14 protein-coding genes and 2 tRNA genes are annotated in these 14,458 nt (G+C 52.0%); 4 read left to right on the forward strand and 12 right to left on the reverse strand.

The window, feature by feature from the left end:
- Positions 1 to 74: 74 nt before the first annotated feature.
- Positions 75 to 1,421, reverse strand: coding sequence for an MATE family efflux transporter (locus H7U36_RS06735; RefSeq protein ID WP_205155882.1), 1,347 nt, complete (start codon positions 1,419 to 1,421; stop codon positions 75 to 77).
- Positions 1,418 to 2,263: a PocR ligand-binding domain-containing protein gene (locus H7U36_RS06740; RefSeq protein WP_205155883.1), complete on the reverse strand. Its 846-nt coding sequence runs from the start codon at positions 2,261 to 2,263 to the stop codon at positions 1,418 to 1,420. Before H7U36_RS06740 ends, H7U36_RS06735 begins: the two co-directional genes overlap by 4 nt.
- 177 nt (positions 2,264 to 2,440) lie before the next feature.
- On the opposite strand from H7U36_RS06740, the gene H7U36_RS06745 reads away from it, so the two are divergent.
- The 3 genes from H7U36_RS06745 to H7U36_RS06755 all read left to right on the forward strand — a co-directional run bounded on the left by H7U36_RS06745 (position 2,441) and on the right by H7U36_RS06755 (position 4,606).
- A complete protein-coding gene (locus tag H7U36_RS06745; RefSeq protein ID WP_205155884.1) occupies positions 2,441 to 3,784 on the forward strand; it encodes an MATE family efflux transporter in 1,344 nt (447 codons plus the stop codon).
- 106 nt (positions 3,785 to 3,890) lie between these two features.
- Entirely contained in the window at positions 3,891 to 4,220 is a 330-nt protein-coding gene (locus H7U36_RS06750; RefSeq protein ID WP_205155885.1) for a nucleotidyltransferase domain-containing protein, read from the forward strand.
- On the forward strand, positions 4,205 to 4,606 hold the full coding sequence (locus tag H7U36_RS06755; protein ID WP_076780231.1) for a HEPN domain-containing protein: 402 nt from the start codon (positions 4,205 to 4,207) through the stop codon (positions 4,604 to 4,606). The genes H7U36_RS06750 and H7U36_RS06755 overlap by 16 nt, the downstream gene beginning before the upstream one ends.
- A 111-nt stretch (positions 4,607 to 4,717) precedes the next feature.
- On the opposite strand, the gene H7U36_RS06760 is transcribed toward H7U36_RS06755, so the two are convergent.
- The 5 genes from H7U36_RS06760 to H7U36_RS06780 form a co-directional block, all read right to left on the reverse strand.
- Positions 4,718 to 4,789, reverse strand: a tRNA-Cys gene (locus tag H7U36_RS06760).
- Positions 4,790 to 4,796: 7 nt separating this feature from the next.
- Positions 4,797 to 4,868, reverse strand: a tRNA-Glu gene (locus H7U36_RS06765).
- Between the two features lie 88 nt (positions 4,869 to 4,956).
- A complete protein-coding gene (locus tag H7U36_RS06770; protein WP_033126204.1) occupies positions 4,957 to 5,445 on the reverse strand; it encodes a glycine/sarcosine/betaine reductase component B subunit in 489 nt (162 codons plus the stop codon).
- Between the two features lie 32 nt (positions 5,446 to 5,477).
- A complete protein-coding gene (gene prdD / locus H7U36_RS06775; protein ID WP_033126203.1) occupies positions 5,478 to 6,233 on the reverse strand; it encodes a proline reductase cluster protein PrdD in 756 nt (251 codons plus the stop codon).
- Between the two features lie 21 nt (positions 6,234 to 6,254).
- Entirely contained in the window at positions 6,255 to 7,397 is a 1,143-nt protein-coding gene (locus H7U36_RS06780) for a DUF3810 domain-containing protein (RefSeq protein WP_205155886.1), read from the reverse strand.
- Positions 7,398 to 7,585: 188 nt separating this feature from the next.
- Between H7U36_RS06780 and H7U36_RS06785 the strand changes: the two genes are divergently transcribed.
- The gene (locus H7U36_RS06785; protein WP_205155887.1) at positions 7,586 to 9,046 is read left to right on the forward strand and encodes a sulfatase family protein; all 1,461 of its coding nucleotides are present in this window, start codon (positions 7,586 to 7,588) and stop codon (positions 9,044 to 9,046) included.
- Positions 9,047 to 9,118: 72 nt separating this feature from the next.
- On the opposite strand, the gene H7U36_RS06790 is transcribed toward H7U36_RS06785, so the two are convergent.
- From H7U36_RS06790 to H7U36_RS06810, 5 genes are all read right to left on the reverse strand, one after another.
- Positions 9,119 to 9,496, reverse strand: coding sequence for a hypothetical protein (locus H7U36_RS06790; protein WP_076780216.1), 378 nt, complete (start codon positions 9,494 to 9,496; stop codon positions 9,119 to 9,121).
- Positions 9,497 to 9,630: 134 nt separating this feature from the next.
- Positions 9,631 to 10,515, reverse strand: coding sequence for a carbohydrate ABC transporter permease (locus tag H7U36_RS06795; protein WP_330391208.1), 885 nt, complete (start codon positions 10,513 to 10,515; stop codon positions 9,631 to 9,633).
- An 18-nt stretch (positions 10,516 to 10,533) separates the two neighbouring features.
- Positions 10,534 to 11,439: a carbohydrate ABC transporter permease gene (locus H7U36_RS06800; RefSeq protein ID WP_033125824.1), complete on the reverse strand. Its 906-nt coding sequence runs from the start codon at positions 11,437 to 11,439 to the stop codon at positions 10,534 to 10,536.
- Positions 11,440 to 11,539: 100 nt separating this feature from the next.
- Positions 11,540 to 12,787, reverse strand: coding sequence for an ABC transporter substrate-binding protein (locus tag H7U36_RS06805; RefSeq protein ID WP_205147804.1), 1,248 nt, complete (start codon positions 12,785 to 12,787; stop codon positions 11,540 to 11,542).
- A 49-nt stretch (positions 12,788 to 12,836) separates the two neighbouring features.
- Complete coding sequence (locus H7U36_RS06810) at positions 12,837 to 14,360, reverse strand: polyhydroxyalkanoate depolymerase (protein ID WP_195639064.1); 1,524 nt, start codon at positions 14,358 to 14,360, stop codon at positions 12,837 to 12,839.
- Positions 14,361 to 14,458: the final 98 nt, after the last annotated feature.

The raw sequence follows: 14,458 nt of genomic DNA on the forward strand, positions 1-14,458 counted from the left end.
AGGGAATTGGGCGTCTAATCGTTTTTTCACATGTATGATCCCACTTATCGTTTTCATCAATATGTCCTGCGGGTTTACTCTCTCGTAAGCTTCCGTATCCAGTTCCCGTAGTGGGACTCCAGAAAGGCCGGCACGCATTTAAATATCTGGTCTGCGTTGAGGCAGCACACCACCACCGCCGGAGACGCCTTCACCACAAAAGCCATAGCAAAGGACAGGGGGATGACGATCATCCAGATGCTGACCAGGTCCATCTTCACCACGAACATGGCATTGCCGCCGCCACGGATGATGCCGTTGTTGGTGGGCATCTGGTAGGACATACCCACACAGACCACGCTCAGGATGATGAGGAACGTATTCATCATCCCCATCGCCTCCGGGGACAGGTCATAGAACGTCATAACGGGGATGCGGATCAGAAAGAGGAGCAGGCCGGACACAAGGCCGATCACCACGAACATCCTCTGCATGATGGAGGAGTAATGCTTCACAAGAGGGATGTTGCCCGTCCCGATAGTCTTTCCCACAATGACCGACGCGGTGGAGGAAGCCCCCACAGACATGGATTTCACCAGCAGGAACAGGGTGGACGCCGCACTGTTTGCCGCAATGGCGGCAGCGCTCATGTGCCCCAATATGACTGTCTGCAGAGCTGTGTTGAGCCCCCACAGTCCCTGCACCACCAGCATGGGCAGGCACACCCGGAAATAGTCCCCCGCCATCAGGCGGTCCGCCCGGAAATAATCTTTCAGCTGCAAATGCAGCTTTTTTTCTTTTTTCGCTATATAGACAAGGAGCACAGCGCACTCCGCGATCCTGGCCGCCAGCGTCCCTATGGCCGCTCCTTTCGCCCCCAGCTCAGGCGCTCCAAATCTCCCGTAGATCAGCACATAATTGATACAGCAATTGACGCAGAACGCCATGACCGACAGCCAGAAGGCGATCTTTACCGTCTCCACGCTCCGCAGCGTGGCCAGCAGGATGATAGTCACCGCGAAGAAGACGTAGGTGTATTTTACGATCCCCAGATAGGCTGCCCCCTCCCGTATGATGGACTCCTCCGTGGTAAAGAGCCCCGCCGCTTCCCGTGGAAAGAAGCTGACCGCCGCAAAAAGAACGACTGCTATAAACAGCCCCGCCCGCATGGCCACCGAGGAGATCTTCCGCATGGGCTCTGTCTGCCGTTTTCCCCAATACTGGCTGCAGAAAATCACAAGCCCGTCCCCCAGAGCCATCAGAAGCTGCTGATAGACAAACTGGATCTGATTCACAGCCGCCACGCCGGAGAGAGCTGTCTCACTGTACCCTCCCAGCATCACATTGTCCGCCAGATTGACACTGATCGTCACCACATTCTGAAGCACCAGTACAATGTAGATGGAAAAGAAATTTCTGTAGAATCCTTTTTCTGTTTTCATGCCTTCTGACCGCCTTCCCTCTCCTGGTTTCTTCTGTATTCCCCGGGCGTACATCCGATATATTTTTTAAACTGCCGGGAGAAATAATTCTGATTGGAAAATCCGTTCTCCACAGCCACTGAATAGATGGACTTTTCCGAATTTCTCAGGCTTCTGCAGGCATTGGTAAGCCTCACGCCCATAAGATAGCGATACACAGACGTGCCCGTATACTCGTGGAACAGCTGGTTCAGCCTTGTCTTGCTGTACCCAAACCAGCGGCACAGCCCTTCCAGGGTAATGTCCTCCCTGTAATGCTCTTCCAGATAGCGGATGATCTCTTTCGCCGTCCCAGTGGCAGTGACCGGGAACTGATGATGGTTGGCTATATAGTCCGCACAGACCCTGCACATGGTCACAAAAGCCCCGATCTCTTCCAGATCGATGCGCACCAGCTTTTTCACCCCCTCCGCGATCTCCTCCTCGCTCCCCAGGTTCATCTGCCTGGCTTTCTGCATCACCTCTTCCGCGGCTCCCTCCCGCTTTTCCAGCATCTGCCCGGTCATCATATACCCTGCCAGGCGCCCGTAGTGGTAGAGGGGGAACACTGCCTCATATAGCCCCATATGGCACCGGTAAATATGTACTTTGTGCTCCTCCCGCACCGTTGCAAAAGCCTCTCTGTTGTCCCGGCCGCATCGTTCACATCCCTGGGAGTTCCTGGTCACCAGGCTGCAAAAATAGGCGCCTGTATCCGGATACCTGGCAACAGAATGCCCCTCCAGGTCATACACGTCGATGAGGATGCCCGATATGGCATACAGCTGCTTTAAAATATCTTCCAGCGAAATGATCTCTGACATATTTCTTCCCCCTGCTCTTCCCGGACATGAATAGTATCTTCTGACATATGTGTCCGATTGTGCTAATCATAAACATATTATACATTGTTTTCCCTTTATCTTCCATATAATATATTTTTTGCGGAATATCCAAATGGACTTATATTTTTAAAACACGTGGAAAGGATATGATCTACTATGAACTTTATGCAGGATATGACAAAAGGATCTCCGTTCAAGCTTCTTCTGTCTTTTTCTATTCCCCTTCTTATCGGAAGTCTGTTCCAGCAGTTTTACACCATGGCGGACTCCATTATCGTGGGGAAATTTGTCGGCGCGGACGCCCTTGCTTCCATCGGTGCCTGCTCCTCTGTTATCTATTTGCTGTTTTCCCTTTTTCTCGGGCTTTCTGCCGGAATCGGGATCGTGATCTCCCAGTATTTCGGCGCTGGTGACGGCAGCACAGTGCGCAAAGGCATCGCCTGCTCTGTGTACATCCTGCTGGCAGCTTCTATTTTGCTGACACTGATCGGCCTTACGCTTGCCAGACCAATTCTCACCTTCCTTGGCACACCGGAGGAGATCATGCAGGATGCTGCCGTCTATTTCCAGATCACCAGCGGAGGGATCGTGGCCGTCGCCTTTTACAACGGCATCTCCTCCATCCTCAGAGCGCTGGGAGACAGCCGGACGCCTCTGATCTTTCTGGCTCTGGCCGCTCTTTTAAATGTGGGGCTGGACCTGCTCTTTGTCACGGTATTCCACATGGGTGTTGCGGGCGCCGCCCTGGCGACGGCCATTGCCCAGTTCTCCTCCGCCTGCGCCTGCCTTGTCTTCTCCCTGAAGACAAACCCGTATTTTCATATTAAAAGAGAGGAATTCCGTCCGGATACAGGCCTGATACGGCGGATGATGCACATCGGACTCCCCCTGGCACTGCAGAACGCCATGATTGCCTTCTCCTGCGTCATGCTCCAGAGTGTCATCAACTCCTTCGGCACCATGATCATGGCTGTCTTCACTGCCACCAACCGCATTGAAAATCTGGTAAATCAGATCTACATAGCCGCCAACACGGCCCTGTCCAACTACACAGCCCAGAACCTGGGAGCAGGGAACACAGACAGGGTCCGCGCCGGCACCCGGTGCTGCATTCAGATCACTGTAGGATTTTCGCTCCTCATGGTCCTTGTCATGTACCTGTGTGGTCACATGTTCATGGGATGGTTTGTGACCGACCGGCAGGTCATTGAGACCGGCGCCCAGGCCCTGAAGCTGATCAGTCTGTTTTTTGTCTTCTGGGGACTCCTCTACGTCTTCCGCGGCATTCTGAACGGAGCCGGGAACGCAGGGTTCGCCCTTGTCAGCGGAATCCTGGAAGTCGTTGGCAGAATGGGGTGCGCCTTCCTTCTCACCTCCATTCCCTTTATCGGACAGTGGGGAATCTGGCTGGCCGAGGGGCTCACATGGATCCTTGTATCCGCAGCCGGAGCCATCTGCTATTTCCGCGGAAAATGGACGCAGAAGAAACTGATAGCATAATTCTCCGCCCGAATTCTGTATGCCGCTCCTTCAACTTTTCTCACTTGATTGATTTCGTCCTTAAAATAAGGTACAATAACTTCAAACAGGAGAAAGGAGGCACACCATGGAAAATTACACAAATCTGCTGAAAAAATTAATCCCCGAACTTGTCCGTATTTTTCAGGATTCAATTACAAGTATCATCCTCTATGGCTCTGTGGCAAGAGGAACTCAGACAGAAGAATCAGATATTGACATCGCTGTCCTGGTCAGATCATATACCAAAGAGATGCACGAACAGATGACAGATCTTGTCGTAGACTTGGAATTAGAATATGACAAAGTCCTTTCCGTGCTCCTTATTGATCATGATAAATTTGCAGAGTGGGAAAATGTAATGCCATTTTATAAAAACGTGAAAAAGGAAGGGATTGTATTATGGCCGGCAGCATAAAAGATTTATCAAGATACCGGTATGAAAGATCCTCTGAAGAACTAGAAAACGCAAAAGCAATGTTGGAAACCGGTAAATATAAGCTTGCTCTTAACCGATCCTATTATTCTATTTTTCACGGTATGCGCGCAGTAAATGTCCTGGATGAATTTGACAGCAGCAAGCATAGCGGTGTCATTGCCCATTTTAATCAATACCATGTTAAGACAGGCGATTTTTCTAAAGAAGCATCGAAGATCATCCGAACATCTTCTGAAATGCGTGAACATGCTGACTACGAAGATTTTTTCGTTGCTTCCCGCCAGGATGCTGAGGAACAAGTTCAAAAAGCTCAAACATTTCATGAATTTATTACCAACTATCTACAGAAAAAAGAAATATTGTAAAGCAGTAAGTATCCCGTTTCCTGTCCTGACACAAAATCGTACAACTTCTTCTCAAATTTAAAGTGCTTCAAGCTCTTATAAACAAAGAGTTTGAAGCACTTTAAATTTGAAAGGCGCAGACCGGATTTGAACCGGTGAATCGAGGTGTTGCAGACCTGTGCCTTACCACTTGGCTACTGCGCCTGATACATGACTCCGACGGGAATCGAACCCGTGTTACCGCCGTGAAAGGGCGATGTCTTAACCTCTTGACCACGGAGCCAAATACGATATAGACAGTCAGCTCTCTCAAGCTGACTGTGAGATATCGTATCACACTCCGCTGTAAATTGCAAGGTATTTTTTTATTTTTATCCCTTTTCCTCCCACTTGCGCATTTTCAGTTTTAAAAGCGCAAGCGCTTTTCTGGCGTCCGTCTCTGTCACAGTATTTTCTGCCAGCATTTTCGTCTCATCTCCCGGCTGATCCATCCTGTCCAGCGCTTTGTAATAGCAGATCACGCCGTCCAGGTGGTCGTTTTGGACTACAAAGTCCTTTGCAGGGCACTGGCTTAAGACTGCCGTGGGGACGCCCCGCTTTTCCGTCTCCTCAATAGCATGCGCAAAATCCACATGATTATTCCCGATCCCATTGCAGGAGAAAATGGCGCCGTCCACCCGCATACATTCCAGTGAGACACCCACTCTCTCCGCCGAAAGATATTTGTCTTCGTTCTTATCCGGGGATCCTACAATCACGATCCCCCTCAGGTTGACGTCCCTGTCCTCCGACAGCACCTCCACCAGAGGATCTCTGTAATAGTGGAGCGTGGTCTCTTTCATGCTTGTACCTATACCCATAGTCTCCTCTCCTTTCCGCCAGGGTCTCCCGCCTAGTCCATTGCGTGCATAATGCCGTCACGGAATTCGTTGGGCGTCACCACCACCGGCATCCATCCCATATCAATGACAGAGCGTCCGCCCTCGTAGCCGCAGGGCTCATTTCCAAACAGCCTCGTGTCGTACACAGCCCCCTGCCCGGAGACTTCCTTGACGATCACCACATCCTTGCGGCCCGGCTCATAGGTCTCCTGGAACACGTGCTTTTCCGTGCACTTGTACCCGTTGAATTTCTTCATCTGTTCCCGGAAGATCTGGCAGAACACATCGCAGGCTCTGTGGATCGCCTCCGGACCGGGCCGGTCCGCCCAGGTCCCCTCCCGCAGCACCACGTCAAAGGAGATCAAAAGGTCACTCTCCAGGGGAGTCCCGGGCCTGCCCCACGCGATCTTGTCCCGCAGGATCCCATCGCTGGCGCCAAAATTGCACACCTGCCGGCCGGCCTCATCCACCCCTGTCAGGATCACATACACCCCCGTCAACGTGTGGGTAATCCCCTCTCCCACCTTTCCAAGCACTTTCGCGGAGAGAGGGATAACGTCCATCACCGTGTTGGTGTGCTGGTCATGCTCGTCGGGCCGGATGATCCGGATCGAAATGTCCTTGATCAGCGGTTCCTTCTCCCGGATCTTTTCCGCCACAGACGGACACACTGTCATATGCCCGTCCAGTGTGACCCGGTTTTCTTCCCCGTATTCCAACGAGGATATGTGGTAGGCCCTCACGGTAAGTCTTGTTCCTGTCTCCATCTGTCATCCCTCCTGTATTTTTTATAAATGTCCTTCTTCTCTGTAATATGTAAGGATCATCTCCACCATCCGGTCATAGCTGGCTACTCCGTCCTCCTGCCCGTTGGCCTTCAGATAACTGTCGTTGATCTGGTCCGACACCTCGGCCACCGGCGTGTCATACTTCGCCCAGAACCTGCTGTTGGCTTCCAGGTCCGCCTCCGCTTCCTCCGACAGCTCACTTCGCACTTCCTCGTAGGCATCCGGATCCACATCATAGAGCGCATTTGTACAGTAGATCCACCCCAGCATATAGCCGCTGTAGTTAAACTCCAGGCTGTCTGCCCGGGTGCTGGCCAGATATCCTATAAAATTCGCTTCCTGCTCCTGCATGAATCCTCGCAGGTGAGCCAGCTCATGGCAGGCTGTAAAAGGAATGTTATAGGCAACCATATCCGTATTGTAATTTGCCTCTATCGTAAAGGGCGAGTAAATCCCTGTCAGCTGCTGGACGGACAGGATCCAGGAAAATTCCAGGCCATTGGGCTGCGGATAGCAGCCCTCCAGGCAGGGGTATTCCAGTGCCAGCTTTTCCATTGCCCGCACAGCGTGGACAGACACATCCTCTGTCAGCACCATGATCCCGTTTTCATCCCGCTTTACCTGCTGCCCTGTCCGGTTCACCGCCGATGTCAGCTCCTCACAGACTGCCTCCAGTTCCTCCACCGTGGCCCCCTCCCACGTAAGCCCCGTCTCCTGCGCGAAGGAGCTCCTGTGATAGTTCACGCCGCAGAAAGCGGCATAGAGAAAGAATAAGATCCCGGCCGCCAGAAAGATCCCTGAGAAAAAGGCTGCCAGGGGCTCTCTCACATTCTTTCCCCGCCGGCATCTGTACACAGTCTTTATGATCTGCCACACAAGAAAGGCGATCAGCACATACAGCATAAACTCAGACTCAGAGAAGGCGAATATGCCAAAAAAACGACCCAGTGTAGCCACAAAAAAGGAGTAGACGTGAAGCGTGTACCACTGGGCAAACTCTCCGGATACTGAGGCGGCAAACAGAAGAAGAAACGCCGCAGCGAAAAGGACAATGCCCGCCACAGCCCGTCTCACAGCTGTCCCGTAAACATTGTTTCTCTTCTCGTCCCGTATTTCTCTCACCTTTCTCTCCTCTGTCCCCATGCCCGTCTCCTCTTTTGTCGCTTCATTTCCTGGTTGTAATCACATTATACACCCTCCTGTTACCACATAGTATAAAAAAAGCGGATAGCCCTCAAAAATATACAGAAAATTTTTGCCATTCCGCATTCCAGAGAGTATAATAACATGCATAGCCTATTAATACATTTTAAGAAAGGACATAACATACTATGAAACAGCCAAACATTCTGTTCCTGCTGGCCGATGACATGGGGCACTGGGCCATGAGGAACGCCGGGAACACAGACATCCACACCCCCAATCTGGACAGACTTGCCCAGAGGGGTGTAAAATTTGACAACTTTTTCTGTGCCTCACCGGTCTGCTCACCGGCCCGCGCTTCCATCCTTACCGGAACTATGCCCTCCTGCCACGGCATTCTTGACTGGCTGGACGGCGGCAGCATGGACAGAGCCTCCCTATCCAGGGAAAGTTTAGAATATATGCCCCACGAGACTATTCCCATCCAGTACACGGATCACCTCACCGCCTACACAGACATCCTGGCGTCAGGCGGCTACCGCTGCGCCCTCTCAGGCAAATGGCATATGGGAGACAGCATGACGCCCCAGCACGGTTTTTCCCACTGGTACACCATCGGCGGGGGCGGCGTCAGATACTTCAACCCTGAGACCATCGAGGACGGGGTCCTCTCCGAAAAGGAAGGATACATCACAGACCTCATCGGCGAAAACGCGCTGGAGTGCCTGGACAGGTTCTCAAAGGAAGACGCGCCTTTTTATCTGAGCGTCCACTTCACTGCTCCCCACAGCCCGTGGGAGGAGACGGATCACAAGAAGGAATATCTGGATCTGTACAGGGACTGTGATTTCAATGCCACTCCTGACCTTCCCTACCATCCCTGGCAGGTCTTCACCTGCCCCCACGGCCAGGGTGAGCGCCGCAAGGAATTACTGCGGGGCTACTACGCCGCCATCACAGCCATGGATCACCAGATCAGGCGTCTGATGGACCGCCTGGATGAGCTGGGGATTGCAGACGACACCATCGTTATCTTCACCTCCGACAACGGCATGAACCTGGGACAGCACGGCATCTGGGGCAAGGGAAACGGGACTTTCCCGCAAAATATGTACGACAGTTCTGTAAAGGTGCCTTTCATCGCCTCCTGGCCGGGGCATTTCGCGAAAGGGGCTGTGTGCAGTGAGCTGTTCAGCCACTACGACATCCTGCCCACTCTGTGCCATCTGGCCGGCTGCCCTGTGAACACAAAACAGGAAATCCCGGGCCACAGTTTTGCCAGATGGCTGGAGGATCCAGAGCTGGAAAGCAGCCGCCCTGTAGTCGTATTTGACGAGTACGGCCCTGTCCGGATGATCCGGGACAAAGAGTGGAAGCTGGTTCTTCGTTACCCCTACGGCCCCAATGAGTTCTACCACCTGACCGAGGACCCGGATGAGACTGAGAACCTGTTCCATGATCCGGCCCAGGAAGAGCGCATTGTAGCCATGCGCCGCCAGATGGAAGAGTGGTTCCTTCGCTATTCAGACCCGGACCTGGATGCCAGAAAAGAGGGCGTCACCGGCACCGGACAGTACTGCCGGGCCGGAAGCCGGGCCCATCTCCTGGAGAAATACGGGCCAATGCCCAGACCTGTAAAAAATGAATAAAACAGGGGGGTACCTCCGTGACGCTGTCGCCACAGAGGTACCCCCTCTTTTGTTCTGCCTGCTTTTCTGTTTTTATTTCCGCACCTGCTCCATCCGGATCACAGCGCCCCCGTTCCGTCTGGACTCCTCCGCCGCCAGCGCAATGTAGTGGCTCTCCAGAGAGCGCTCTACAGAAGAAATTGTGTCATCCTCTGACTGCTCGCCGGTGACAAAATCCAGGAACGCGCTCACCAGGCCCCTGTCTCCTCCTCCATGTCCTGAGAAGTCCTCTGCCATCCTGGAGACATCGATCAGCTCCGCGTCCTTCCCAAACGGAGTCACTTCTATCGTGTTAGCCCCCATGTCGGCAATGATCTGCCCTTTTGTGCCCATAAGCTTTGCATATCTGGAGCAGTCTGCCGTAAATCCGCACATTGTAAAGCTGACAGTCGATCCGTCCGTCATATTCATGTTTACCACCTGATGGTCCACAACATTATTGTCACAGCTTAAGTGTTGAGAAAAAAGAGGCGCTGCCCCCTATCGGATAACGATAACGAGGCAGCGCTCCTGTTTTTTTATCTGGCCTCAGGCCGGATACACTCTTAACCTTTGATACCGCCGCCGGTAACACCGGAGATGATCTTCTCTGACAGGAAGACATACAGCAGCAGCGTGGGCAGGAAGACGATGACAACGGCTGCGAACAGGCCGCCCCAGTCTCCTGTGTACTGCATGGACGAAAGTACACTCTTAAGTCCGGGTCCTACAGGCATGATATCCGAGGACGATGCAAAGATCAGTGAGATAAAGTACTCATTCCAGATATTCATGAAGATGAAAATGCTGACCGTAACAATACCCGGCTGAGCCAGCGGGAACATGATCCTCCAGAATGTCATCATGGGCGTACATCCGTCGATGGCTGCCGCCTCCTCGTATGTCCTGGACAGGTTCTGGAAGAAGGTCATCAGGAATGTGGTTGTGTACGGGATCTGCATTCCTATGTACAGGAAGATAAGCAGTCCTCTGGAGCCGTTGATGCCAAGCTGAATGGAGATGGACATCAGCGGAAGTACGATCATGATGTTCGGGATACTCATGGCAATGAGGAAACCGGACCGGATCGGCTTATTTCCGAGGAATGTGAATCTTGAAAGTACATAGGCTGCCGGCGCACTGATAACAACCGCGCCTACCATGGTTGCAACAGCATACAGCAGTGAGTTCATGAAGAACGTGGAAATACTGTTTGCATTCCATGCATTGATATAGTTTTCAAAATGAAAGCCGCTCTCAAACTTGAAGACCTTGCCCTGCATGATCTCCGGAGCTGTGGAAAAGCTGGCTGCCAGGATCCACACCAGAAGGAAGATCGTGAAGAACACCCAGATGCCTACAATAAGATAACCGGGAATCAGTTTCACTTCTTTGCGAGGATTAAACGGCTCTCTGACCTTTTTTTCTTTTTCTTTCTTTTTTCCAAACATAAAAGCCATCCTCCTCTCTTAGAATTCCAGGTCGTCGTCTTTGACAAGCACGTTGACAAGTCCGAATACGACAAGCACGATCAGCGCCATCAGGATACCTACCGCAGCGCCCACGCCGGCATCACGGGCTGTACTTCCTGTTGTGCCGAACACAGCGTTGTACATGTACACAACCGGAGTGATAGTCGCGTTGTCGGACGGCATCGGTGATGCCCACATCTGTGACCACACGAAGAAGCCGACAATGCTGATGGTCCAGAATGTCATACATGTCTTGAACACGCCCTTGATCAGCGGCATAGTGATGAAGCCGAACTGTTTCAGCTTGTTCGCTCCGTCGATAGTGGCAGCCTCGTAGTAGTCCGCCGGGATCCTCTCAATACCACTGATGAATATCAGCATGAAATAGCCCACCGAGCCGAAGCAGAAGGCAATCAGCAACGACCAGAACTTCCACGATCCGTTCATGTAGTCGATCTTTGCCAGTTCTTCCAGTCCCAGAGCCTCAAAGAAGCTGTGAAGAAGACCGAATCGTTTGTTGAACACGTACTGGATCCACATAGTGGAGATAGCAACCGCGTTGATAATGTTGGGTACATAGATGACCGCACGCCAGAATGCTTTCGCCCGCACACCGCTTGTCAGGATGACAGCGAAGAGAAGTGCGATGACCATGACAGCGATGCCGCCAATGACGTAAATCTTGATCATGTTGACCATGGATGTCTGGAAAAGCTTTGTCCCCAACAGCTTCTCATAATTCCCCAGACCGTTAAAGGTCCACTCGCTCATCGGGTCGCTGACGCCTTCCACATTAAAGAAGCTCATGATGACTGTACGGATAATAGGATACAGGAACATGATGATGAAGAAGAGCAGCGCCGGAGTCAGAAAGCAGACGATCATTTTCTTATTCTGTTTCAAGAAGATGTCCCCCTTTCTCTCAGATTGTTTTCTGTAGTGCTAACAAAAAGCGGTATGGCAGACAGCATCTGCCTGCCATACCGGTGTAATTCCAGATTAATTACTGAGCATCAGCTAATGCCTGAACGAAATCATCCGGAGTGATGTTGCCCTGGATCAGTTTTACTACGTTCTCAGTAATAACAGGTGTAAAGTCAGCGTTTGACTCAAGACCAACTGCCCAGTCGTAAGCCTTTGTCATTTCCTTGAAGTAAGGCTCTGCCGCGGAGATTGCATCCGGCCACTCTGTGTTCTCTGTATCAGCAGGGATAGAGTTAACGGAAGAAGCCATCTCAAGGTCATAGTCGCCTGTAGCGATCATTGTTGCGAAGTCAAAAGCTTCCTGCTGCATATCGCTCTCTTTAACGATACCAAAGCCCTGTGCACCAACCATGGATGCCTCAGCTCCGTCTACACCGCCCTCAACTGACGGCCACGGGAAGAAGCCAAAGTCTACCTCTGTACCTGTGTTCTGAACGATCTCGTTCGGGATCCAGGATGCGTTCAGGACCATGCAGCTCTCGCCGAAGCCGATCTCGTTCTGTCCATCCGGATACTGTGCCGGAGCGTTGGGTGAGAAGAATCCTTTTTCTACTAATGTAGCGATATCCTCTGCAGCCTTCTTAGCCTCCGGAACAGTTGTCCATGCGCCGTTGTTGAAGCACTCAAGAACTGCGTCCTGTCCGATGTATCTTGCCAGCTGGAAGCCATAGATCAGTGTTGCAGAGTCGGAGTTACATGTGATCGGGTTGTATCCTGCATCTTTAACCTTCTGGCATACATCCAGGAACTCATCCCATGTTGTCGGAACATCTGTCACGCCAGCTTCCTCGAACATAGCCTTGTCATACCATACACCTGTTGTGTATACCTGATAAGGTACTGCGTAGAGCTTTCCATCTCCCCATGATTTAGCCTTGTCAAGGATAACAGGCATTACATGGCTCTCAAACTCTTCCTCTCCCTCCAGTGTGGAAAGGTCTGTCAGATACTCCTGTGTGTTTCTTATAGTACGCATATAGTCGTCGTCGAAGAGGTCGATGTCCTCGCCGGCCTCAAGAGCTGTACCGATGAGAGTCTTCATATCACGGCCCTTCCACTCGATATTGATGTGGATGCCTGTCTCCTCCTCGTAAGCATCTGCTGCTTCCTGGATGACTTTTGCCTGGGGCTCTGTGGAGTTCCACATGGACCAGTAGGTCATCTCCTTGCCGCTGTCGCTGGAGCCTGAATCAGAGCTTCCGCTGTCGGAAGATCCGCATCCTGCTGCCAGTGTTGCAACCATGGCTGTTGTAAGTAATACACTCACAATTTTCTTTTTCATAATGTTACCTCACCTTCCTTAAAATATAGGGTTTTTAGTTCTGCTTTTTGGTTCGGGCAAAGCAGGCCCCGATATAAGGACGGACACCGGTATGCTCTTCATAGAAGTCCAGCCCGGCTTCCCCTTTTATCCATTTTTCAACATCTGCACTCTGCGCATCCTTTGCCTCCCGGTCATCTTCCGGGATGTTGGCGTAGTTGCCGTACAGATTTCCGCAGTACTGCGCTTTCTCAGTCTGGTGATGCCAGTCCTCTGTCCTGGCCTCATCCCCTGCATTTATAATAAGATTATTCTCTACCAGCATTCCGCCCTCGGACATGTTGGTCCGGATAAAGGGAACGCTTTCCTGTATAATGAATATGTTGTTGTGAATGTGCGCGTCTATGTTTCGCACCGGAGTGACGACTCCCGATCTCTCTATGCCGTCATTGACGCTGATGTTATAGCGGAAAATGTTGTTGACACTCTCTCCCTCGCAGAACATGACACATCCGCCCTCGTTGTCGTGGCTGTAGTTATACTGGTAGATGGTGCCGTCTCCCGAGTCCGCGTCCCAGGCTTCCCCGTCCTGGTTGAAGTGTGTGTGCGACGCTTCGTTGTACTGAAAGAGCGCTGTTTTGCATTTCCAGGGCCATATGGCCGCCGCGACCATGCCTCCCCGCTCTCCTGCCTCGGTGTACACATCCTCGTTCATATCGAGGGCCACATGTTCTGATACATTGTACTGTACCAGTGGCCTGAAGCAGTACATGGGAGTGATGGCGTCTCCTCCGATCTCCCGGATGCGGTTGTGCTCAATAACTACATTGACAGAACCGTATGTTCTGACCACTTCGTCCGGCAGCTCCAGCGTGGTAAACCTGCCATGCTGGTAGGTATATCCGGCTGCGATCCCCCATCTTCTGCACCGCTCTACCCGGCAGTGGTGGATGTGAAGGCCATCGTATCTGGCAACTCCCGTCCGGCTCTCGTCGGCCGGCGCCAGGGCACTGGCATAAATGCCGCCGTTATTCAGATGCTTGTCATATACATTCCCGTCTACATCGTGGACATACAGGTTATCCAGCTCAATCCCGTGAAGGGTTCCTCTGTCCTTTGCCACAATGCTGACGCCTGTCCGGTTCATCAGATCCCCCTGGTTGTACACCTCTCCTTCCCGGAGGGTGCTGTTGGTGATCTCAATGTTCCGCACCGTGATGTACTCCGCATCGTAGAGAAGCACTGCAGATGATACATACCCTTTCCACACGTGGGCCGGGCTGTCGAGAGGCGCTCCGTAGTTCTGATACCAAAGGCCGCTTCCCTCTGCCGCTATCACCGGCATCTCTCCCTGTCCATACGCATCTACTACAACAGGATGCTCCCTGGTGCCTCCCTCGTATATGTGGAGGTACTCTTCCTGGAAGACGGAGCCCCGCTCCAGAAGGATCATATCACCCGGCTCTCTTTTCTGTCCGGCTACTTTTCTCAGGCTCCGAAAAGGTGTCTCCTCTGACAAGCCATCGTTGTTGTCATCCCCCCGCAGGGTGCTGACGTAATAAATCTTCCTTCCGTCCATGTCTCCTCCTGTCCGCAATTTACTGCCTATGAACCTCTAAGCCGTCTGTCAGCTTATACCTGTATTATAACTGTCCCCCTATGCTGTTTCTATCTTTC

Source organism: Faecalicatena fissicatena (assembly GCF_016900595.1).
GTDB classification, from domain to species: domain Bacteria; phylum Bacillota; class Clostridia; order Lachnospirales; family Lachnospiraceae; genus Claveliimonas; species Claveliimonas intestinigallinarum.